This is a genomic window from Pedobacter sp. KH_004, from assembly GCF_057840755.1.
In genome coordinates this window covers 3,597,224-3,618,865 of record NZ_CM174519.1, presented here as the reverse complement: position 1 = coordinate 3,618,865, position 21,642 = coordinate 3,597,224, and the positions used below count along the sequence as shown (strand labels likewise).

The 21,642-nt window shown below is 37.2% G+C and carries 18 protein-coding genes and 2 tRNA genes; 12 read left to right on the top strand and 8 right to left on the bottom strand.

The features are described from left to right. Window positions 1-49: 49 nt before the first annotated feature. Window positions 50-1,585 carry an IS1182 family transposase gene (locus tag AC3ITD_RS15495; RefSeq protein ID WP_489361069.1) on the bottom strand — a complete coding sequence of 512 codons (1,536 nt, stop codon included), beginning with the start codon at window positions 1,583-1,585 and terminating at the stop codon, window positions 50-52. A 282-nt stretch (window positions 1,586-1,867) separates the two neighbouring features. Here AC3ITD_RS15495 and AC3ITD_RS15490 point away from each other — a divergent pair, with 282 nt between their 5' ends. Next, window positions 1,868-2,227 carry a ribosomal maturation YjgA family protein gene (locus AC3ITD_RS15490; RefSeq protein WP_489361067.1) on the top strand — a complete coding sequence of 120 codons (360 nt, stop codon included), beginning with the start codon at window positions 1,868-1,870 and terminating at the stop codon, window positions 2,225-2,227. Between the two features lie 302 nt (window positions 2,228-2,529). On the opposite strand, the gene AC3ITD_RS15485 is transcribed toward AC3ITD_RS15490, so the two are convergent. Next, the gene (locus AC3ITD_RS15485; protein ID WP_489361064.1) at window positions 2,530-3,048 is read right to left on the bottom strand and encodes a DUF4269 domain-containing protein; all 519 of its coding nucleotides are present in this window, start codon (window positions 3,046-3,048) and stop codon (window positions 2,530-2,532) included. Between the two features lie 165 nt (window positions 3,049-3,213). Between AC3ITD_RS15485 and AC3ITD_RS15480 the strand changes: the two genes are divergently transcribed. Continuing rightward, a complete protein-coding gene (locus AC3ITD_RS15480; protein WP_489360578.1) occupies window positions 3,214-4,665 on the top strand; it encodes an IS1182 family transposase in 1,452 nt (483 codons plus the stop codon). A 276-nt stretch (window positions 4,666-4,941) separates the two neighbouring features. Here AC3ITD_RS15480 and AC3ITD_RS15475 read toward each other — a convergent pair whose 3' ends face one another. Genes AC3ITD_RS15475 through ileS form a run of 3 tightly spaced genes read right to left on the bottom strand, consistent with a single transcriptional unit; the run spans window position 4,942 to window position 9,461 of the window. Further along, window positions 4,942-5,616 (bottom strand): lipoprotein signal peptidase, encoded by a 675-nt coding sequence (locus AC3ITD_RS15475; protein WP_265801774.1) that lies wholly within the window; start codon window positions 5,614-5,616, stop codon window positions 4,942-4,944. Continuing rightward, window positions 5,616-5,999 carry a TraR/DksA family transcriptional regulator gene (locus AC3ITD_RS15470; protein ID WP_010600357.1) on the bottom strand — a complete coding sequence of 128 codons (384 nt, stop codon included), beginning with the start codon at window positions 5,997-5,999 and terminating at the stop codon, window positions 5,616-5,618. Before AC3ITD_RS15470 ends, AC3ITD_RS15475 begins: the two co-directional genes overlap by 1 nt. Before the next feature lie 30 nt (window positions 6,000-6,029). Beyond that, a complete protein-coding gene (gene ileS / locus AC3ITD_RS15465) occupies window positions 6,030-9,461 on the bottom strand; it encodes an isoleucine--tRNA ligase (protein WP_489361061.1) in 3,432 nt (1,143 codons plus the stop codon). A 268-nt stretch (window positions 9,462-9,729) separates the two neighbouring features. On the opposite strand from ileS, the gene AC3ITD_RS15460 reads away from it, so the two are divergent. Beyond that, the gene (locus AC3ITD_RS15460; protein ID WP_489361059.1) at window positions 9,730-10,002 is read left to right on the top strand and encodes an isoleucyl-tRNA synthetase; all 273 of its coding nucleotides are present in this window, start codon (window positions 9,730-9,732) and stop codon (window positions 10,000-10,002) included. 681 nt (window positions 10,003-10,683) lie between these two features. Here AC3ITD_RS15460 and AC3ITD_RS15455 read toward each other — a convergent pair. Continuing rightward, window positions 10,684-13,035, bottom strand: a complete 2,352-nt coding sequence (locus AC3ITD_RS15455) for an efflux RND transporter permease subunit (protein WP_489361057.1) — start codon at window positions 13,033-13,035, stop codon at window positions 10,684-10,686. Between the two features lie 121 nt (window positions 13,036-13,156). On the opposite strand from AC3ITD_RS15455, the gene recO reads away from it, so the two are divergent. The 7 genes from recO to AC3ITD_RS15420 all read left to right on the top strand — a co-directional run bounded on the left by recO (window position 13,157) and on the right by AC3ITD_RS15420 (window position 17,225). Further along, the gene (gene recO, locus AC3ITD_RS15450) at window positions 13,157-13,882 is read left to right on the top strand and encodes a DNA repair protein RecO (protein ID WP_265801769.1); all 726 of its coding nucleotides are present in this window, start codon (window positions 13,157-13,159) and stop codon (window positions 13,880-13,882) included. Window positions 13,883-13,945: 63 nt separating this feature from the next. After that, window positions 13,946-14,020: transfer RNA gene (locus AC3ITD_RS15445), tRNA-Val, on the top strand. 49 nt (window positions 14,021-14,069) lie between these two features. Continuing rightward, window positions 14,070-14,144 (top strand) — tRNA-Val (locus tag AC3ITD_RS15440). A gap of 173 nt (window positions 14,145-14,317) precedes the next feature. After that, complete coding sequence (locus AC3ITD_RS15435; RefSeq protein WP_265801768.1) at window positions 14,318-14,500, top strand: GIY-YIG nuclease family protein; 183 nt, start codon at window positions 14,318-14,320, stop codon at window positions 14,498-14,500. 200 nt (window positions 14,501-14,700) lie between these two features. Beyond that, the gene (locus tag AC3ITD_RS15430) at window positions 14,701-15,612 is read left to right on the top strand and encodes a UbiA prenyltransferase family protein (RefSeq protein WP_489361054.1); all 912 of its coding nucleotides are present in this window, start codon (window positions 14,701-14,703) and stop codon (window positions 15,610-15,612) included. Window positions 15,613-15,633: 21 nt separating this feature from the next. After that, the gene (locus tag AC3ITD_RS15425) at window positions 15,634-16,260 is read left to right on the top strand and encodes a class I SAM-dependent methyltransferase (protein WP_265801766.1); all 627 of its coding nucleotides are present in this window, start codon (window positions 15,634-15,636) and stop codon (window positions 16,258-16,260) included. A 68-nt stretch (window positions 16,261-16,328) separates the two neighbouring features. After that, the gene (locus AC3ITD_RS15420) at window positions 16,329-17,225 is read left to right on the top strand and encodes an NAD(P)/FAD-dependent oxidoreductase (RefSeq protein WP_489361051.1); all 897 of its coding nucleotides are present in this window, start codon (window positions 16,329-16,331) and stop codon (window positions 17,223-17,225) included. Between the two features lie 13 nt (window positions 17,226-17,238). Here the strand turns inward: AC3ITD_RS15420 and AC3ITD_RS15415 are convergent, their stop codons facing one another. Both AC3ITD_RS15415 and AC3ITD_RS15410 read right to left on the bottom strand, forming a co-directional pair. Continuing rightward, complete coding sequence (locus tag AC3ITD_RS15415) at window positions 17,239-17,403, bottom strand: hypothetical protein (protein WP_489361049.1); 165 nt, start codon at window positions 17,401-17,403, stop codon at window positions 17,239-17,241. Window positions 17,404-17,594: 191 nt separating this feature from the next. Next, window positions 17,595-19,028 carry an amino acid permease gene (locus tag AC3ITD_RS15410; protein ID WP_489361047.1) on the bottom strand — a complete coding sequence of 478 codons (1,434 nt, stop codon included), beginning with the start codon at window positions 19,026-19,028 and terminating at the stop codon, window positions 17,595-17,597. 501 nt (window positions 19,029-19,529) lie between these two features. Here AC3ITD_RS15410 and AC3ITD_RS15405 point away from each other — a divergent pair. Together AC3ITD_RS15405 and AC3ITD_RS15400 are read left to right on the top strand one after the other, a co-directional pair. Further along, window positions 19,530-19,865, top strand: coding sequence for a PadR family transcriptional regulator (locus AC3ITD_RS15405; RefSeq protein ID WP_056848457.1), 336 nt, complete (start codon window positions 19,530-19,532; stop codon window positions 19,863-19,865). 15 nt (window positions 19,866-19,880) lie between these two features. Then, window positions 19,881-21,617 carry a PspC domain-containing protein gene (locus AC3ITD_RS15400; RefSeq protein ID WP_265801761.1) on the top strand — a complete coding sequence of 579 codons (1,737 nt, stop codon included), beginning with the start codon at window positions 19,881-19,883 and terminating at the stop codon, window positions 21,615-21,617. Window positions 21,618-21,642 lie beyond the last annotated feature (25 nt).

The following is a 21,642-nucleotide window of genomic DNA, read 5'->3' as shown; positions in this document are numbered from 1 at the left end:
AATGTTTATTTATCCAGTATTTTATTAAAAAGAGCAAAAGCAAACCTTTTTAGGCTGCTTTTTTTCTAACATTTTGTGCAATTGCCAGTAATCCCCATTCTATTGCCACTTTTTCTTTCCCTCGGAGCATGAAGCGGCGGAACCCGTGGTTCTGTTTAATATTCCCGAATACTGGTTCAACATCATGACACCTTTGCTTTCGTTTTTCAACCCTCTTTTCACTGTTGAGTAGCTGATATGCTTTTGCTTTATGTCGCACCAGATTAGTGTTGACCTCTATGATCCTGTTTCCCTGAGATTTGTGGCAAGTCCCATTGAGTGGGCATGTGGCACAATTCTTTGCCTGGTACCTTTTGCTGGTCTGCTCAAATCCGGTACTGGTTTTTCGTTTGCTATCGCCGATATAATTCATTTTTTGACCCATTGGACATATATAGCAGTCCTGCTCCCGATTATAGAATAGCCTGTCCTGGGCAAATGGTTTCTTCTTGTTGTGGGTTTCACTCTGCTCCTTGTCGAACATGCCATATTTTACGTAAGCTTCAATCTGGCCAGCTTCCATGATCTCATAATTTTCCTCGCTTCCATAACCTGCATCTGCGGTAATGGTCTTCAGGGTTTTACCAAAGCTTGCCTGATGTTGCTCGATATGTTCTTTTAAAGTAGTGGTATCAGTGGGGTTCGGGTGAATGGTATAATTTACGATGAACTGGTTTGAGGTTGATATCTGTACATTATAACCTGGCTTGAGCTGGCCATTTTGCATGTGGTCTTCCTTCATCCGCATGAAAGTCGCATCGGTATCGGTTTTACTAAAGCTGTTGCGTTCCCCCAGGATTTCTTCTTTATGCTCATATTCTGCTATCTTTTCCGGATATTCCCTGGTTATATACCTCAGCTTCACTTTGACTTTTTTGTCCAGATCTGTTTTTTCTGCCAATACTGCATTGAGCGTATCCACGGTCTGCTGTACCTTTTCTGTATCTATATCGGTAAAATCCGGTGGTTCGGGCAGTCCATCTTCTACTTTGGCAACACTTTGGGCATATTGCCAGATTTCACTCAAGGCTTTCTTCATCTTCTCCTTATTGGTCTGGATGGCTTTTTTCCACACAAAGGTATACTTGTTGGCATTGGCCTCTATCTTGGTACCATCAGTATAAACATCTTCAATGCTTAAAAGGCCTTCTGCAGCCAAAAGTTTTACCACCTCCTCAAATACACTGCGAAGTGCATCCTTAAGCCGCACGCCACGAAAACGGTTGATGGTATTGTGGTCGGGATAACTCATCCCACTGAGCCACATAAAATTGATGTTCTCTCTGCAGGCTACCTCCAGCTTTCTGCTACTGTAGATATTGCTCACATACCCATATACCAAAACCTTTAACAGCATTTGGGGATGGTAACTTGAAGTACCCTTAATCTTATAAGCATCCAACAGCCCCTGGATATTGATTCGGTTAATAACATCGTTCACGATGCGAACAGGATGGCCTTTTGCCACAAGTTCATCCAGAGTAGGCGGAATAGCCATAATCTGGTCCTGATAGTAGGGCTTGAAAACTGGTATTTGGACTGGCATAAACCTCAATTATTTATACTTAAATATCTGAAATTCAACGTAATAAACCAAATTTAAAAGGTGAAAAATTATTTTTTTTACTAAAAAAAAGACTGCCTTTTTGAGACAGCCTCTTTTTGATTTCCAACAAATCCGTCATTTAAATCACTTTTCATCGTAGTGCTTTTTGATCGTCTTCTCGACCGGAGTGCAACGGAGCGGAGAGATCTCTAATTTCGCGTCCATCTTTCAAAGATTTTTGAGCTTTGCATGAAATGAAATATTTCTACTATATATTTGAGGATGAAATTAACGTTCAATCTGAAATTCCTCCTTATTTTCATCGGAATATTTATCGTCGAAATTTTAATTGCAAAATACTTGCACGATGCTTACATACGGCCTTTCGGTGGCGATGTATTGGTGGTAGTTTTGATCTATGCTTTCTTGAGGATATTTCTCAAAACAAACTATAAGAAGCTCGCTTTTGGTGTGTTAATTTTCTCTTTCGTTATCGAATTCCTGCAACTCTTGCATTATGTAAATTGGTTGGGCTTACAGGATAACAAGTTTTGGAGTGTTGCGCTAGGAACTTATTTTAACGTGTATGATTTGCTCGCTTACTTTGTTGGTTATTTAATTTGTTTATTGTTTAGGGATTGAAGTGTTAAAAATCTGTCATTCTGAGTGTTAATTTATTTCATAAAAACCAATATAAATGACGTTAAGAACGGTCGTCATTGCGAGGTACGAAGCAATCTCATTCTTGATAGTGTGCTATCAAATGAGATTGCTTCAATCGATGAAGAATCGATTTCGCAACGACGGAAAACAAAAACGTCAATGGTAGGAACGAAGAATCTGTTTCATAGCTTGCAGATACTTCGTTCCTCAGTATGACAAACCATTCATGGTTGCTGCATACTACAATATTACTCCTAAACGGTACCGAGCAATAACAAACTTTATATCTTCAACTTCAGAAGCGACTCATAAGCATCTCCTTTTAGCGCTAACAATTTAGCAAATGCAGGTTCTGTTTTATAACCTTGTCTTTTTAATTCAATAATTCGGGTTCTGAAATCTTCCCCTGCTTCTTGAAGTATTTTATGCTCAACGAGCATATGGCAATAAGCATTTTGTAGTTCGGTAGGAATATTTTGACCAAAAATTTCAAATTCAAAATCATTAATAAAGAAGTTTGCTTTCAGTGAATGTAGCTTCTGGTTTTCGGAGATGATGAAACCTTTCATACTACGAAAATAATGCTCTAATTTTTTCCTGAATTCCTCTCTATCCTGAGCATGGCAAATGATATCTAAATCGCTTTTCTCTATGTCGATGTTGATAGGAATCGTGCCAACCAAAATCGGACTGTATTGAGCAAGCTTTTCTAAAACAGCATGATCAGTTATAACCTGATAAGCTTTTTGCTGCTTTTCGTTTCCAAGTTTTAGGTAAGATATATCAAGAAAGTTTATCATTTTTAATCAGCGCTTTGCTGCTCATAACGAACTATTGAAAAAAAGCCCATCTCAATTAAGGAGGGCACTGAAAAAGTCCCTTTTTAAAAAGGATAAAAGGAGTAGAAAATTAGTTTTTCTGCTCCTTTTTTTGTATTTTAAAGTTATATAATTACTGCCTTTAAGATGCTTCTTCAACAACAAAAAATCCAGTTTAGCGAGTTTTCCAGGCTTTATGACCTGATTATTCCTAAGGAGAATTTACTTCGCAAGATTAATGAGCTAATAGATTTTAGCTTTATCTATGATGAGCTAATAGGCAAATACTGCCCGGACAATGGCCGTAATGCTGAGAGTCCGGTGCGCATGTTCAAATATTTGTTATTGAAGACGATCTATACCATTTCTGATGTTGATGTCGTGGATCGTTCCCGCTATGATATGTCCTTTAAATATTTTCTGGAGATGTCCCCTGAAGAAGACGTGATCAATCCAAGCTCGCTGACCAAGTTCCGAAAGCTTCGTCTTAAGGATATGGATCTCTTAAACCTGTTGATTGGAAAAACCGTTTCTTTAGCCCTAGAGAAGGGTATTATAAAATCCAAATCCATCATTGTCGATGCTACGCATTCACTTTCCAGATCCAACCCATATTCACCTATTGAGGTATTAAGACAACGTTCGAAGTTGCTTCGAAGAGCAGTATATTCAATGGATGATGATTTCAAAACCCGGATGCCCCAGAAGAATGAATCAAACGATATCCTAAGGGAAATAGAATACTCTAGCGAACTGCAAAAACTTATCGAGTCTGATGAAACACTAAGTGAGATCCCTGCAGTAAAGGAGAAACTGAACCTGTTAAAGGAAACAGTTGAAGACACCCGGGAGAATTATACAATATCCAAAGATATGGATGCTAGGACTGGCCACAAAACAGCCGACAGCAGCTTTTTTGGCTACAAAACTCATTTGGCAATGACAGAGGAGCGTATTATAACGGCTGCTGTTGTCACATCAGCAGAGAAAGGAGACGGGCCTGAACTACCAAAACTGTTGAACCAGGCCCAGGCAAACGGAATGGAGGTGGATACCATCATAGGTGATGCAGCTTATGCCGGGAAGAACAATCTCAAGCTCTGTGATGTGAAGGGAAATAAGTTAAGGATAGTTGCCAGGATGAACCCTGCCATTACCCATGGCGCAAGAAAAGAGGAAGAAAAGTTTGATTATAACAAAGATGCCGATATGTTCGTATGTCCTGCAGGGCACCTGGCTATGTACAAACGGGTACAGGGCAGAAAGGTAGACAGGAGAAACCAGGTAATGACCTATTATTTCGACGTCGAAAAATGTAAAACATGCCCGCTAAGAGATGGCTGCTACAAGGCAGAAGCTAAAAGCAGAACGTACTCGGTTACAATAAAGCCAGATGAGCATAAAGAACAGGAAATATTCCAGCAAAGCGAGTACTTCAGGGAAAAATCAAGACATAGATATAAAATTGAAGCAAAAAATAGTGAATTGAAAAATGTTCATGGATATGACAGAGCAAATTCCTATGGCCTGGAAAACATGAGAATGCAAGGTGCACTTGCGATATTTGTGGTTAATCTTAAGAGAATTCTCAAATTTTGAAAAAAAGGATAATAATCTATATAATTCTATAGATCAAACTAACAGTTTGCTCCAGCTCTCCATATCGAATGGAATGTACGTTATCAAATAAGAAACTGAAATGTCTCAAAAAAGAAAGCGGATGAACAACTTTTAAAAGCTATTCATCCGCTGTTGAGTTTGAAGACCAATTTATGTCTACTTTTTCAGTGCCCTCCAATTAAGAAATGGGCTTGTAAATATTTAACTTGTCAACTTTAATAGCGCTGTTGCTGGAAAGTTGACAACTTTGAAATGCTAATCTTCTACAATCTCACTATTAATCCCCACATCATCTTTAACATCTTCTTTAAAGTAGTTTTTCTGGAAGATAAGGATAAGTATTACCCCGACTGAAATCGCAGCATCAGCGAGGTTAAAAACGGGTCTGAAAAATACAAATTCATCACCGCCCCAAATTGGAATCCAGCTTGGAAAATGACCTGTTAGTAGAGGAAAGTAAAACATATCTACAACATTTCCGTGAAGAAATGACGAATACCCATCGGATGAAAATTTAGCGAGACCTTCGTATCTAGCGTAATCATTAAATGAGGCATTGTAAACCATTCCTTTATCGAATATTGCGCCATAAAATACACAATCGATAATGTTGCCCAATGCGCCAACGAAAATCAAGGAAACGTTTAATATCAATCCCCTATGATACTTTTTCTTGATTAGATAATGTAAGCCGTAACCAATTCCGCCAACGGCAATAATCCTAAAGATTGATAAAGCTAATTTACCGAATTCGCCACCAAACTCCATTCCGAATGCCATTCCGGGATTTTCAGTAAAATGCAAGCCAGATTTTCCAAAAAATATAATCTCCTGGCCAATCTCCATATTGGTTTTTACCCAAATTTTAAGCGCTTGGTCAGCAAGTAAAACTAAAAAGATAACTAATAAAGGTTTTGTGTAGCCTTTCATTAACTCTGCTTTAATTTAGCTTCCATGCTTAAAGTAGCGTGTGGAACCGCTCGTAAACGTTCTTTTTGAATTAATTTACCGGTTTCGCGGCAAATGCCATAAGTTTTGTTTTCAATACGAACCAATGCATTCTCCAAATTGTCGATAAATTTTTTCTGGCGGGCAGCTAATTGATTGATTTGCTCTTTTTCCATGGTTGCCGAACCATCCTCTAAAGTTTTGTAAGCACCTGAAGTATCTTCCGTTCCATTAGCGTTAGGGTTACTTAATGATGATGTTAATGCATTAAGTTCTTCTTTCGCCATGCGTAATTTATCTTGAATCAATTCTTTAAATTCTTGAAGTTCACTGTCTGAGTAGCGTGTTTTGTTACTGTTTTCCATTTTTTTAATTTAGTTTTCTAAGATATGGATTTATATTTTAGTTACTGAAATGCTTAATTCAACATCGTCTATAGTGATTTTGTTTGAGCTAAACGCTTCATCTGTTAATTCTAATTCGTCGGCTAAAATTTCTGCGCAAATGTAGGCCTTGTTTTTTGCAACTGCTGCTGTAACCAGATTATCATTTTGTAAAGCCACTTTAATCCTATCAGTCACTTCAAAATTTAATTCTTTACGTAAATTTTGAATTCTGTTCACCAGCTCGCGAGAAATTCCTTCTTGTTTTAATTCTTCAGAAATGGTTACATCCAAAGCAACCGTTAAGCTGCCTAAATTAGTCACCTGCCATCCTGGAATATCTTCTGCAATGATTTCAACATCCAAGAGTTGTACATCGTATGAAATACTGTCGCCGAGTTTGGGGTCAGTTGAGATATTTATTTGTCCTTCTTTTTCTAAAGTGAAAATATCCTCCTGGCTGAAATTGTTGATTGCATCTGCAACGGCTTTCATGCTTTTACCCACTTTTGCACCTAAAACCTTAAAATTCGGTTTAACTTTTTTCTTTACGATGCCATGCGTATCAGTGATGAATTCGATATGTTTAACATTGGTTTCTGAAAGGATATAATCGGCAACTTTCGAAATTTTTTGCTCAAAATCACTACTTAAAGAAGGGATTAAGATTTTTTCTAAAGGCTGACGAACATTGATGTTCGACTTTTTACGCAACGATAAAACCATCGAAGAAATATCCTGAGCATAAACCATGCGCTCATTTAAATCTGTATCAATTAAGCTTTCGTCAGCAGGTGTCCATAATGTTAAGTGAACAGATTGTTTGGCATTTTTATCGTTGATACTTAAGTTTCTGTACAGCCAATCGGCAAAGAAAGGCGCTACCGGACTCATCAGCTGTGCTAAAGTTTCTAAGCAAGCATAAAGCGTTTCATAAGCAGCACGTTTATCATCAGTCATTTCACCCTTCCAAAAGCGGCGGCGACTTAATCTGATGTACCAGTTACTTAGGTGTTCATCAACGAAAGCCTGGATAGCGCGAGTAGCTTTAGTCGGTTCGTAGGCATTGTAAGCCTCATCCACTTCATTGATTAAGGTTTGCAGCAACGATAAGATCCATCGGTCTAACTCCGTTCTATCTGCCACATTGCTTAAATTATTTTTGTCGATTTCGAACTTATCGATATTAGCGTATAAAGCAAAAAAAGCGTAAGTGTTGTAAAGCGTTCCGAAGAATTTACGGCGGACTTCTGCAATTCCCTCGATATCAAATTTTAAATTATCCCAAGGATTTGCGTTCGAAATCATGTACCAACGCGTAGCATCAGCACCATATTCGTTAATGGTTTGGAAAGGATCAGCAGCATTGCCCAAACGTTTAGACATTTTCTGCCCGTTTTTATCCAATACCAAGCCATTTGAAACTACATTTTTGTAGGCTACCTTATCAAAAACCAATGTAGAAATGGCATGTAAAGTATAAAACCACCCACGGGTTTGGTCTACACCTTCGGCAATGAAATCTGCCGGAAAATCTTCGTTTCCATCAATGTTTTCTTTGTTTTCGAAAGGGTAGTGCCACTGTGCATAAGGCATAGCACCAGAATCGAACCAAACATCAATTAAATCACTTTCACGAGTCATTGGTTTGCCTGATGGAGATACCAAAGTAATTTGATCCACTACATTTTTATGCAAGTCGATCAGGTTGTAGTTCTCTTCAGACATGTTGCCAACCTCGAACCCTTTAAACGGATTTTCTTTTTGAAAACCTGCTTCGATAGATTTTTCGATCGCATTATAAAGTTCTTCAACAGAACCTATTAAAACTTCTTCTTTTTTGTCTTCAGTTCTCCATATAGGCAAAGGAATTCCCCAATATCTTGAACGCGATAAATTCCAATCGTTGGCATTTTTTAACCAATTGCCAAAGCGACCTTCACCTGTAGATTTTGGTTTCCAGTTAATGGTTTCATTAAGGTCGAACATTCTGTCTTTAACATCAGTTACCTTGATAAACCAAGAGTCTAGAGGATAATATAAAAGTGGCTCATCAGTTCTCCAGCTATGTGGGTAACTGTGGACATATTTTTCTACTTTGAAGGCCTTGTTTTCTTCCTTTAATAAAATTGCGATTTCTACATCAACGGATTTTTCAGGTGCTGTGCCAGCATCGTAATAGTCATTCTTTACATATTTGCCAGCGAAAGGCCCAACATGTTTAGTAAATTTTCCTTGTAAATCTACCAACGGAACAAGGATGTCATTATCATCCATCACCAACATTGGTGGAATTTCTGGAACGGCTTCTTTGGCAACTTTAGCATCATCAGCCCCGAACGTTGGTGCGGTGTGTACAATACCAGTACCGTCTTCGGTGGTAACAAAATCGCCAGAAATTACGCGGAAAGCATTTTCAGGATTATTATATGGTAAAGCGTAAGTTAAAAGTTGTTCGTACCTAATGCCAACCAGTTCGGTTCCTTTGCATTCGGCAAGGATTTGGTAAGGAATTTTTCCTGCCTTTCCGGCAGGCAGGTTATCACCTGCTTTGAAGTTTGTAAAATCTTCAGCCTCGCTACTTTCAAAAAAACCTTTACCAAACTGTTTCCCAACCAGGCTTTTTGCCAAAATTACATTTGTTGGCAAGAAAGTATACTGGTTAAAAGTTTTAACTAAAACATAGTCAATTTTCGGTCCGACAGTTAGTGCCGTGTTCGATGGTAAAGTCCACGGAGTTGTAGTCCAGGCCAACAAATAAATATCTCCAGCTTCTTTCAGAAATGAAGGCAAAGTATCAGGCAAAGCCTTGAATTGCGCAACAATTGTGGTATCAGTTACATCGCGGTAAGCACCCGGTTGGTTTACTTCGTGCGAACTTAAGCCTGTTCCTGCTTTTGGAGAATACGGCTGGATGGTGTAGCCTTTATAAATTAACCCTTTATCGTAAATCTGCTTTAAAAGCCACCAAACCGATTCCATATATTTCGATTTGTAGGTAATGTATGGATCGTCCATATCTACCCAATAGCCCATTTTTTCAGTTAAGTCGTTCCATACATCGGTGTAACGCATCACTGTTTTTTTACAGGCTTCATTATAATCTTCGATAGAAATCGTTCTGCCGATATCTTCTTTAGTAATGCCTAATTCTTTTTCGGTGCCAAGCTCAACGGGTAAGCCATGTGTATCCCAACCCGCTTTTCTTTTAACCTGGTAGCCTTTAATTGTTTTGTAGCGGCAAAAAATATCCTTGATAGCACGAGCCATTACGTGGTGAATGCCCGGCATGCCATTAGCAGACGGCGGTCCCTCGTAAAAAGTAAACGGATTAGATTTCGGACGAGACGAAATGCTCTTTTCAAAGATGTTTTCTTCTTTCCAAAAATCCAGTATTTCTTGCCCTATTTTGGCAAGGTCCAATTGTTTAAATTCGCTATACATCAATCAAGTACCTCAAAAAATTAAGGATGCAAAGTTAAAAAAAATGGCTGAATTTTGGTAGTTTTGATGTAAATACTTTTAATGTGAAATTATTTAATTTCGGGCTTTCGTTGATGATTATAGCTGTAATTGCACTGCCTATTGTTACTGTTATCAGTCCGGCCAACCACGATTTTATGTTGTTCGCATTTTATTTCTGTGGCCTGCTCGAACTTATTGGACTCATCTTTGTTTTAGTCCATATTATCCAAAACAAAAGAAACTCCCCATGATCAAGCTCCTGAAATTACAAAAAGCCGTTTTAGTTCTTATTCTTGGTGTATTGTCATTTGTCGCTTACCGAATTTTAAGTGCGAATGAAGTAAGCTGGGCTCGCTATTTTCAAATCCTGGCCGGGATACTAGTGATGGTTGGTGCATTATGGATGTTATATCCGGTATTGTTTGCAAAGCAGGACAAAGATGGGAACGCAGAAATTATTACCGACCCGACGGTGGAGGTTCCTGTAGATGATGAGGAGGAAAGGCCTGTTAAGGAGTAGCGGGATAAACCTATAGAGTTTATAACCTTATAGGTTTGAAAAATCCAATTCAGTAAATTTTTTTTTTGATGAAAAGCTACAAATTCTTCAATCCCCCCAAACCAATCGAAAACGGCTTTTCTTTCTAACTTTGAAGATTTGTTTATTGAGATAATTGAATTATAAGATGAATAATCCCATTCTGCTGGGAATTTACAAAAATTATGGTGCACAGTGTTTTGATGAATGTAATTTATTAATCTAGTGAAATACGATTCATCTTAAATTTTAATTCTTTTAGTAAAATCTAAGAAAAGTGCGCCTTTTCTATTTCTCTGCTTATTAAATGCTTTGGCGTAACTGTTGAGGAAATTGCTCAGCTTTTGCATGATAAACTTATGAAAATCAAAGCTTTCATCATAGTTGTTAGCTGAAATTCTTATCGTATTTTCATCTCTGATTTGGATGAGGAGGTGAAAATGATTGGGCATCAAGCAATAACAAAAAGTTTTTGCTATCGGCGATAAATAGTTATCGAGCCTGGAAAGGGAAAAATATAATTATCGTGATTTTTTAAAAGATTTTCTTTGCCAACAGCGTGATTAAAGATGTGGTAAAAATTGTCGGGATGAAATTTATCTAAATATTTCATGTCAATTTTTACCTAAATATAGTAAATAGACCTATAAGGTTTGAAATTTCCTAATGGTCAAACTCACCAGCATTTTTTGCCGATTCTTCATCAGAAATCACTTTCCTAACTTTCTTTTTGTCCAGCCACAAAACCAAAGCAGGTAATAAGGTAAGGTTAAAAATCAAGGCTACAAATAATGTTATCGAAAGTAGTAACCCCAAAATTACTGTGCCCCCAAAGGTAGAAGCGGTAAAAATGCCGAAACCGAAGAACAGAATCAACGCAATGTGTGTCATGCTTACCCCTGTTTCCGTAATGGTATCGGTAATTACTTTCGGAACAGAATAGTTAGTCAAGTTTAGTTCTTGCTGGTAACGGGTTAGGAAATATATGGTTTGATCTGATGCCAATCCAAAAGCAATAGTGAAAATTAAAATGGTTGAGGGTTTAAGGGAAATCCCAAAATAGCCCATAATTCCAGCGGTAATAATCAATGGAACGATATTCGGTAGCAAGGAAATAAACATAATGCCCACGCTTTTGAATTGCGCCAGACGTAAAAGTGAGATTAACACAATTGCCAAGCCAATACTTTCGAACAAATGTTTCAACATGTAATCCGTTCCTTTAGAAAAGATAATGCTCGAACCCGTTAATTCCACATCAAACTTATCGGGAGGCAAAATGCTATCAATACGTGGTTTTAGTTCAGCCATTATTGCATCTAAACGTTTGGACCCCACATCTGCCATCTGAAAACTAATCCTGGTATTTTGATTGCCTTTGCTCACGAAGTTGGTTAATAAGCTTGCGTTTCCTTTCCCTCCGCTGGCAATGTATGCTAGAATAAAGTTTTTCTCCATATTATCCGGCAAACGGAAAAATGCAGTATCGTTGTTGTAAAAAGCCTGTGTAGCGTATTTCAATCCCATGTTAACTGAAATAGAACGCGAAAATTCTGGATAGGCAGCAATCATTTTCTCCATTTTTTCCATCCTTTTCAAATTCGTCAGATTGAAAACACCATTCTTTTTTTTGGTGTCTACGCTCACTTCAAGTGGCAAAATCCCCTCAAAATTTTTCTCAAAGAATTTTAAATCCCTTAAAATTGTCGAGCTTTTTGGTAAGTCATCTACAACATATCCATTCACATTAATTTTCATTATTCCTATTAAAGCAATGATAGAGATTACAATCGTGCCGATATAAATTAAGCTACTTTTATGTTGAACAACCAGATCTGTTTTAACCAGTAGTTTATGTAGAAAACCTTCTTCAACATGGTTTTGGGCTTTCAGTTTAGGCGCTGGCAAATAGCTGAAAATAATCGGAATTAGGCATAGACACATCAACCAGGTAATCATTACATTTATCGATGCAACGCTACCAAACTGCATCAGTAATTCGCTTGCTGTAAAGTATAACACGCCAAAACCAATGGCTGCAGTAATATTGGCAATAAGTGTGGTAACTGCGATCCTTTCGATGGTAACGCTTAATGCCTGTTCTTTCGAAACACCTTTTCTTAATTCGTTTTGATACTTGTTAAGCAGCAAGATACTGTTTGGTATACCGATAATTACAATCAGCGGCGGAATTAATCCTGTTAAAATTGTTAACTCGAAGCCGAATAATACCAAAGTACCAATGCTCCAAATTACGCCCATTACTACCACCAGAATCGGGAAGAAAACAGCGTAGAATTTTCTGAAAAAAATCAGTAGAATAATGGCAGATACTAGAATCGATAATCCTAAAAACAAAACAAACTCATTACTAACCAATTTGCTAACTGCGGTACGGATGTAAGGCAAGCCCGAAATATGTACCAGAATCTTGGTTTTTGATTCAAAAGCTTTAGCTTTTTCTTCAATCTGTTTTAAAATAGGATTCCGTTCTGCAGAGTTGAGTATTTTGGTGTCAAATGTGATTGCCATTAGAGTGGCATTCTGTTTATTGTAAACTAATCCTTCAAAAAATGGCGTATTAAACAAGGCCTTTTTTATCGAGTCCATTTCCGAATCGGTTTTTACCGCCCCATTTGGAATAGCTTTTAAAACAAACTTTTGCTCAACGGTATCTTTCTCTAATTGGAAAATCCGTCCTGAAGATAAAACTGCTTTTATACCTTTTAATTTCTGGATTTCATTGGAGAGTTGAACCCAGTGATTGTAAACATCTTTTTTAAAGATATTGGGCGATTGAATCCCAACCACCATTACACTTCCGTCTTCTCCGAAGGTTTTCTTGAAGTTATTGTATTTTATAAATGCGCTATCGGTAACAGGCAAAATTTTGCTTCCCGTATAGGAAAGTTTTACATTTTTGGCTTGGTAGGCCATAAAAACTGTACCCAGTACGAAAAATATTATGATTGCAATACGGTTCTGAAGAATAAACCTTGATAGCTTAACCCACATGTGTTATCTAGTTTAATTTTAATGATAAGGGCAAAACTAATCTTATTTACAAATTGGAGTGTTTTTTTGCTCAATTTATTTTGCACAAATAACATACTTTTGAAAAAAATGTTTGGGCAGCATGTTGCATAAAGTGAGGGGTATAGTTTTAAAGACGACCAATTACAGCGAAAGCAGTGTAATTGTACAAGTGCTAACCGATAAATTTGGTATGCAATCTTACCTTATAAACGGTGTTAAAAAGCCAAAAGCTAAGGTTAAAATGAATATGTTACAATCCCTTCATTTGCTTGATATGGTTGTCTATCATAAGGCAAACACCAATATTCAACGGGTTTCTGAAGTGAGGCAAACGCCTGTTTTTAAAAGTATTCCTTATGACATCATTAAAACCAGCATTGTTATTTTTCTAAATGAAGTGCTATACAAAAGTATCCGACAGCAATCGGCTGATGAAAACTTGTTTGATTATATTTTTAACGCTATAGCCTGGTTTGATGAAGCTGAAGAAATAAATCCAAATTTTCACCTGTCATTTCTTTTAAAATTAACCCGTTTTCTAGGCTTTTCACCAAATGCAAAGCGAAGAAATGATCAGCTTTATTTTGATTTACAGGAAGGGGAGTTCGTTTCTAGGGTGCCCATTCATGCAAATTACCTTCAGTTAGAAGATGCATTAGGGTTTGTTTTATTATTTGAAACCTCACTGGAAAAAATTTCAGAGATCATGATGAGCAACAATCAGCGGCGGTTTCTGTTGGATAAGATATTGGTTTTCTATACCTTACATACTTCCTCTTTTGGCGAAGTACAATCGCACAAAATTTTAGAAACTTTGTTGAGCTGAAAAAAATTAAAAAAGATTTGCGAAACAATATTATAGCACTATATTTGCATTCCCAAAAGGAAAGGGAAATTAGCTCAGCTGGTTCAGAGCACCTCGTTTACACCGAGGGGGTCGGGGGTTCGAACCCCTCATTTCCCACACTTACTTTCAAGGATTTGAAAGATTTATAATAAAGCCTTTTTTCAAAGGGAAATTAGCTCAGCTGGTTCAGAGCACCTCGTTTACACCGAGGGGGTCGGGGGTTCGAACCCCTCATTTCCCACACTAAGCTTTTCAGGAAACTGAGAGGCTTTTTTATTTAATGAAACTAGGTAAGCTAGTTCAGAGCATCCCGACATTATCAGTCGGGAGGATCGGGGGTTCGAACCCCTCATTTTCCACACTGAGCCTTTGAGAAGCTTTTTTGATTAGTTGAGATTTTGCATACCTTTAAAAATGTTCTCAACATATATATGTGTGTATTCGAAAATCCGTGATAAATACTATGTTGGCTCAACTAGTAATATCGAATCTAGATTAAAAACACATAATTCAAATCACTCTGGTTTTAATGGTCATACAGGTGACTGGAAGATTGTTTGGACGCGAAGTTTCGATTTGAAGAACGATGCCTTTTAGATGGAAAAGCAAATTAAATCTTGGAAAAGCAAAAAGCTGATAGAAAAATTAATTTTTTCAACTGAATTAAGGCAATTAGATCAATTTGGAATTTAGGAAACCCACACTAAGCCTTCTAGGAACTGAGAGGCTTTTTTTATGGATTTTTATATTTTAAATCAATATTATATCCGAAATTGCCTCATGCAAAATGAAAGCTGATGTCAACTAAAATAATCCGCTTTATCTTTTTCGGAAACTATTTCGTCGGCATCCTTGCTGTAGCGTTAACATTGGAAGCCAGTTTTCAATTAAGGCTGCCCTTTAATTCATTAAATTATTACCTGCTATTATTTTTAGCTCCAACTATTTATTATACATATGCTTATAATAAAGTTTCCACTCAACCATCAACTACAAACCCAAGAACACAGTGGTACTTTGAACACAAAAAACTAATCAATATCAGTCAGTTATTGCTTTTTGTGCTCTGCGTTATTTTGGCGATAAATTTACTTTATCAAAACTTACATCATTTTTTAACACTTCCGGCAATCTATTGGGGCGCTATTATAACTGTTGTGGTGGCTGCGGCACTCTATTATGGCCTATTGCCGAAGTCTTTTTTGAAATTTAATCTTCGAAACACTGGTTGGTTAAAGGCATTTGTTATTGGCTTTGTTTGGGCGTGTTGTGCAAATGTTCTACCGCTAATTATGCTCAAAATAGAAACCGGTATTGATTATCATGATTCTGTGCTATGGACTTGGCTTTTTGTTAAAAACTGGATGTTTTGCACCGTTAACGCCATTATATTCGATATCAAAGATTATCCTACCGATGCCAATAAGCATTTAAGAACTTTTGTGGTGCGTTACGGCTTGCGGAAAACTATTTTTAGTATCTTAATTCCCCTATTGTTGGTTGGCTTAATTTCTCTTGGAGTTTTTGCTAGTTACAAAGATTTTGGCCTTCCTCAGGTGCTTTGCAACATTTTTCCATTTTTACTAACCATTTACGTGGCATATTCTATGCATAAGCGTAAAAATATTCTTTACTATTTAATGGTGATAGATGGATTAATCTTAATCAAAGCACTTTGCGGCATACTGGGAATGCAATTTGTGCATTAATTATTTTTGTAGCCACTTACAATGATCAATAACTACGATAGAATTGCAAAATATTACGATTTCTTAAGTCGGCTGGTATTTGGAAAATCACAGGGCAAGGCCCAAATAAATCAGCTCAGATATATTACTCCAAATAGTAGGCTTTTAATTGTTGGCGGCGGCACTGGATGGATTTTAGAAGAAATAGCAAAACGCCAGCAATCAGGTTTGAAAATCACTTATGTGGAAATATCTTCGAAAATGATTGCGCTTTCCAAAGCCCGCAATTGCGGCGATAACGATGTGGTATTTGTTCATTCTGGCGTTGAAGAGTTTAGCGCCGATGGATATTTCGATGTCATCATGACCCCATTTTTATTCGATAATTTTTCGCCAGAAAGATGCAGTGAAGTTTTTAGAAAACTGAATTCAGCTATTAAGGATAACGGCTTATGGTTAATGGTCGATTTTGTTACACAATCCACTAATGGGAAATGGTGGCAGCAATTTTTTCTGAAAACGATGTATACGTTTTTTAGTGTAATTAGCAATGTGGAGGCAAAGAAACTAGTAGATATGAATCCCTATTTTGAAAACCACCAATATGAGATAATCGAACAACGCTTTTACTACGGCCATTTTATCGCAGCTACGGTCTATAAAAAATGACAATTATTTAATGCAACAATATTGCATTTATGTTTATTTATTTTCATTTTTGATCAAAATAGATTGATATGGATTATGATGTAATTATTATTGGAGGTAGTTATGCAGGATTGTCGGCTGCACTTACTTTAGGACGAGCAACCAGAAAAGTTTTGGTAGTTGATGCTAGCAAACCTTGCAATAAACAGACGCCACATTCACATAATTTTCTTACCCACGATGGGCAAACTCCTGCTCAGATCAGTTCGATAGCTAAGGCTGAAGTCCTTAAATATCCAACCGTAGAATTTTTAGATGGGGAGGTGTTAGTAGCTAAAAAAATAGAGAATGTGTTTCAGATTGAACTTAATAACGGTAATCGTTTCACCTCTCGGAAGTTACTTTTGGCAACCGGTTTAAAAGATAATTTACCGGATATCAAAGGCTTAAAAGAATGTTGGGCGATTTCGGTTATTCATTGCCCATATTGCCATGGTTTTGAAGTTAAAGATGAAAAAATAGGCTTGTTCATGAATGGAGATCATGCTTTTGAAATGGCAAAAAATTTAAATCTTTGGAATAAAGACCTAACAATTTTAACCAATGGCAAATCAGCTTTAACTCTTGCGCAAACCGATAAGCTACTGTCAAAATCAATCAAAATTGTTGAAGATGAAATTGAGGAATTGGAACATACTGATGGAAGCTTAGAAACTGTAAAATTTAAAAATCGGAATGAGCTAAAATTGAAAGCCGTTTATATGAGGCCAGAGGTGGATCAGCATATAAATTTTGATCAACAATTGGGCTTTGAGCTAACAGAACTGAAAACAGTAAAAATTGATGAACAACAGCAAACAACTGTTAAGGGTGTTTATGCCGCAGGGGATTGTACAACCTTGTTTAGGTCGCTTTCTGTGATAACAGCAAGTGGAACTTTGGCTGCTGTGATGATAAATAAAGAATTGATTGGTGAAGATTTTTAAGGATCATCAGAAACTAGAATAAAACAGCACCAAGAGCTGTGAAAATAAACATGGCAGCCATTACTATTCTGTCGGCAGTAACCCACTGTTGTTTTGTCAGCGGAGTTGCCACTTTTTTAATGGTTTCAGCTTTATGTCTGCTAAGTTTAAAAACGGAAGTGTCTAATTTAAGTATCATAGGAAAATATTTTAAATAGGTATTTTTTCTATTTCAAATCCTAAGCCACGATTTATACATTTTAATAAATTGTGGATAACTTATTATTATTTGTTAACTACTTCCGATTTTAGTCGCGAATTGTCAAGATATTGTTTTACAATTAATTACAATTGTAGATAAAAAGCAACAAACCATAATTAGGCTGTGTGTTATTTTGCCCGTATTTTGCTATGTTTTTTTCCGTAAAAGAAATAAATAGCTAAACCAATTCCTAACCAAACGATAAGCCGAATCCAGGTATCGGCGGGTAAAAATATCATCATCGCTACGCATGTTAAAATCCCTAAAATAGGAATTATTGGGACCAAAGGAACTCTAAAAGGGCGTTTCGCTTCCGGATCAGTTTTCCGTAAGATTAGAATACCTACACAAACCATCAAAAACGCAAGCAATGTTCCGATACTTGTCATTTCGCCCACCACATTCATCGGTACAAATGCTGCAAAAAGGGATATGAAAATACATAGAATGATGTTTGATTTCCACGGGGTTTTAAATTTCGAGTGAACATCAGAAAACATTTTGGGTAATAAGCCATCTTTACTTATAGAATAAAACATTCGCGATTGTGCCATTAAATCAATTAGAATAACCGAAGTGTAACCGATTAAAATCGCCAATATTATCGCCTGACTTAACCAGCCATAAGGTGTTTTTTCGATAGCGATGGCCACTGGTGCGCCACTGTTGGCAAATTCCTTGTAGTTGGCTAAGCCTGTCATTACATGGCCAAATAAACCAAATAAAACTGTACAGACTAACAGCGAGCCAATAATGCCTATCGGTAAATCTCTTCCTGGGTTTTTAGTTTCTTGGGCCGAAGCTGCTACTGCGTCAAAGCCAATAAAAACGAAGAAAACCAATCCTGCCCCTCGTAAAATTCCGCTCCAGCCGAACTGCCCGAAGGTGCCGGTATTTTCCGGGATGTATGGGTGATAATTTGCAGGATCGATATATTGCCAGCCTAACGCGATGAAAACCAAAACCACGCCCACCTTTAAAAATACGATGATTCCATTTACAATTGCCGATCCTTTTGTACCTCTGATCAAAATTGCAGTCATTATAACTACCACTAGTGCAGCAGGGATATTTATAATTCCATTAACCGTAGATCCATCGGCAAGTTTAGCCGTTTCGAAAGGAGAGAGGGTAAGCTGTGGGGGCAAATAAATTCCTAAACTGCCCAAAAAGCGGGTTAAATATTGCGACCAGCTAATGGCTACCGTTGCACAACCAACTGAATATTCGAGCACTAAATCCCAGCCAATAATCCAGGCAAAAAGCTCGCCCATTGTAGCGTAAGAGTAGGTGTAGGCGCTACCGGCAACGGGTATCATCGAGGCAAATTCTGCATAGCACAAAGCCGCAAAGCCACAACCTAAGGCTGCAATTACAAAAGAAAGGGTAACCGCCGGACCAGAATGATTGGCTGCTGCCAAACCTGTAATAGAAAATAGCCCGGCACCAAGTGTTAAACCTACGCCTATAAGTATTAAATTAATCGGACCTAAGGTTCTTTTGAGTGAGCCCTCTCCACTTTCGTTTGCCTCTGCAACAATGCTGGCAATAGATTTTTTCATGAACAAAGTTAATATGCCACAAAATTATTAAAATATATTAAATCTACCTTGTTTGTAGTGATTTGTTTGTCTTTATTTTTTAATTCAAAACACAGCCTTGGTTTAGTTGTAAATGACTTAGCGTAGAAACAGCAATCGATTTAAGATTTCTGCATGGAATGCCGACTTATTATTTCTGAGAACAATTTCAAGGCTAGGTTTTTTTTAATGAAGTTGTATCCGCTTTTCTTGCACGAACCTAACCAAACTAAACCCGATAGAGTCAAATAGCTCCCAATTTTTCTTCCAAAATTGGGACTATAAGGGGATAGTGGGACTGCTAAAACCGAAGAATTAATGTCTTTGCTTTCCATAAAATTTAGTGATTTCACATTAAAATTAAATACTTATAAATTCTTGAATAAAATTAAAACACTTTAAATCAATTGGTTATATTGATATTTAAATTTATTTTAGTACTATGTATTGCATAGTACAATATAAAACATATATCTTTGTATTATGATAGCAGAAAATACGCAAACACAAATGCGGAAGGGAATTCTGGAATACTGTGTTTTATCAATCATCTCACGTGGCGAAATTTACGCTTCGGATATTATTGCCGAATTAAGGACGGCAAAACTATTGGTGGTAGAGGGCACATTATATCCATTATTAACCAGGCTTAAAAACAATGGTTTGTTAAGCTACAACTGGGTAGAATCTACCTCAGGCCCACCCCGTAAATATTATACCTTAACCCAAGTTGGTAAAGATATTTTATCACAATTAGATCAAACCTGGCAAGAGTTGGCTTATGCTGTAGGTGTTTCACAAAAAGGAGCCAATTCATAAATAGTAAAAAAGGAAATGGAAAAGACCATCATCATAAATATTGGGAATACGATTATTCATATTGAAGAAAGTGCCTACGAACTCTTAAAGGTTTATTTAAACGAAGTGAAGCAACATTTCGTTAACCACGCTGACGATTTAGAAATTGTAACGGATATCGAAAATCGAATTGCAGAGTTATTAACAGAGCAATTGGAAGAACAGAAAAAACAAGTGGTTAGCTCAGTTGATGTAAATGCAGTGATTGCCCAAATGGGTCGTGTACAGGATTTTGATACGGTAGAAGAAAACGACGAAGAGCCGGTTGCGAATACCAATTATCAGTTCCAGGCTGAGAAAAAACTATACCGCGATATGGATGAACGGGTGATTGCGGGTGTGTGTGCGGGTATTGCGCACTATGTTAATACCGACGCAAAATGGATTCGTGTGGCGGCTTTGCTTACACTGTTTTTAGGTGGCGCAGGCTTTTTGATTTATGCAATCCTTTGGATTATTATGCCAAAAGCAAAATCGCGTATCGAGCGTATGGAAATGAAAGGCGAACCGGCCAACTTGCAGGGTTTTCAAAAGAATTTGGATGAGGAATTACTAGCTGTTAAACAAGGTTTAGCCATTGCTGGCAAGCACACAGGATCCATCTTTGGACAAATAGGCATTTTTATCGGTGAATTTTTCGATTGGCTTGGGCGATTTATTTCTGGAACAGGAAAAATCATCTTTAAGGTTGTAGCAGGTTTTATTGTACTATTTGGAGTCGTATTTCTGCTATCGTTAATTGTTGGTTTTGCCGCATTTCAAGGATTTTGGGATTCGAGTGTATATGAGTATTTCCCATTCTCTATTGTAGATGAAAGCAATAGAGGTGTAATATTATTCAGTGCATTTATAGTATTTTTTGTACCCATTTTAGCTTTGGTATTGTTTTCTATCCGTGTGGCTTTTAATAAACAGGCTATTAATAAAACACTTTCTTTCGCTTTGTTAATTATTTGGCTGGTTGGTGTAGCAATGGCTGGTTATCACGCAGCTAAAATTTCTTCAGAGTTTAAACAACATGCAGAATTGGCTCAAACTGCCGATTTAAAATCTTATAAAACCTATATAATTGATATTGATAGAAGCAAATATTTTAGTAAGGAAGATAGCGTGACTTACCGTATTGATGCAAACCAAAGAAGACAAATTGTTACGGAAGATTTTGAGAACGGACCTTTTGTAATGCCAAACAACATCCGTATTGATATTGAAAAAAGTGCAACGTTGGCTACCCGCTTAACGCAGAAATATGAATCGCAGGGGAAAACTTTTCAAAGTGCTTTACAAAATGCGCAGAACATCGATTATAAATATGTCCTAAAAGACTCTAATCTTGTTTTCAATCCGCGTTTTCAATTGAGAAAAGGAACCATTTGGAGAAACCAGGAGGTTCGACTAAAACTAGAAATTCCGGTGGGTACGAAGGTGATTCTAAAGGAGGATACTTACAGATACCTAAACAATTATGGAACCTGGGATTGTGGCGAAATTGAAAATGATAAAAACGATTACAGCACATGGATGATGACCGAAGATGGTTTGAAATGTGTTGCACAATTGAAAGAGGAAGCTATAAAAAATAAAAAGTTGAAGAAGGAGCTGATCGACCTGGAATTTGCGCAGAAAGATAGAACTGCCGATAGCCTCTATCAAGATTCGATATCAAACAGGATCAAAGAAGTTAAAGAAGAGCTTGGCCTAAATAATAATTAAACCATCAGCGTTTCAATTCGCCTCA

Excerpts from the sequence above, each read along its gene's own strand:
- AC3ITD_RS15495 (WP_489361069.1), bottom strand. The coding sequence starts at position 1,585 with ATGCCAGTCCAAATACCAGTTTTCAAGCCCTACTATCAGGACCAGATT.
- AC3ITD_RS15490 (WP_489361067.1), top strand. The coding sequence starts at position 1,868 with ATGAAATTAACGTTCAATCTGAAATTCCTCCTTATTTTCATCGGAATA.
- AC3ITD_RS15485 (WP_489361064.1), bottom strand. The coding sequence starts at position 3,048 with ATGATAAACTTTCTTGATATATCTTACCTAAAACTTGGAAACGAAAAG.
- AC3ITD_RS15480 (WP_489360578.1), top strand. The coding sequence starts at position 3,214 with ATGCTTCTTCAACAACAAAAAATCCAGTTTAGCGAGTTTTCCAGGCTT.
- AC3ITD_RS15475 (WP_265801774.1), bottom strand. The coding sequence starts at position 5,616 with ATGAAAGGCTACACAAAACCTTTATTAGTTATCTTTTTAGTTTTACTT.
- AC3ITD_RS15470 (WP_010600357.1), bottom strand. The coding sequence starts at position 5,999 with ATGGAAAACAGTAACAAAACACGCTACTCAGACAGTGAACTTCAAGAA.
- ileS (WP_489361061.1), bottom strand. The coding sequence starts at position 9,461 with ATGTATAGCGAATTTAAACAATTGGACCTTGCCAAAATAGGGCAAGAA.
- AC3ITD_RS15460 (WP_489361059.1), top strand. The coding sequence starts at position 9,730 with ATGATCAAGCTCCTGAAATTACAAAAAGCCGTTTTAGTTCTTATTCTT.
- AC3ITD_RS15455 (WP_489361057.1), bottom strand. The coding sequence starts at position 13,035 with ATGTGGGTTAAGCTATCAAGGTTTATTCTTCAGAACCGTATTGCAATC.
- recO (WP_265801769.1), top strand. The coding sequence starts at position 13,157 with ATGTTGCATAAAGTGAGGGGTATAGTTTTAAAGACGACCAATTACAGC.
- AC3ITD_RS15435 (WP_265801768.1), top strand. The coding sequence starts at position 14,318 with ATGTTCTCAACATATATATGTGTGTATTCGAAAATCCGTGATAAATAC.
- AC3ITD_RS15430 (WP_489361054.1), top strand. The coding sequence starts at position 14,701 with ATGTCAACTAAAATAATCCGCTTTATCTTTTTCGGAAACTATTTCGTC.
- AC3ITD_RS15425 (WP_265801766.1), top strand. The coding sequence starts at position 15,634 with ATGATCAATAACTACGATAGAATTGCAAAATATTACGATTTCTTAAGT.
- AC3ITD_RS15420 (WP_489361051.1), top strand. The coding sequence starts at position 16,329 with ATGGATTATGATGTAATTATTATTGGAGGTAGTTATGCAGGATTGTCG.
- AC3ITD_RS15415 (WP_489361049.1), bottom strand. The coding sequence starts at position 17,403 with ATGATACTTAAATTAGACACTTCCGTTTTTAAACTTAGCAGACATAAA.
- AC3ITD_RS15410 (WP_489361047.1), bottom strand. The coding sequence starts at position 19,028 with ATGAAAAAATCTATTGCCAGCATTGTTGCAGAGGCAAACGAAAGTGGA.
- AC3ITD_RS15405 (WP_056848457.1), top strand. The coding sequence starts at position 19,530 with ATGATAGCAGAAAATACGCAAACACAAATGCGGAAGGGAATTCTGGAA.
- AC3ITD_RS15400 (WP_265801761.1), top strand. The coding sequence starts at position 19,881 with ATGGAAAAGACCATCATCATAAATATTGGGAATACGATTATTCATATT.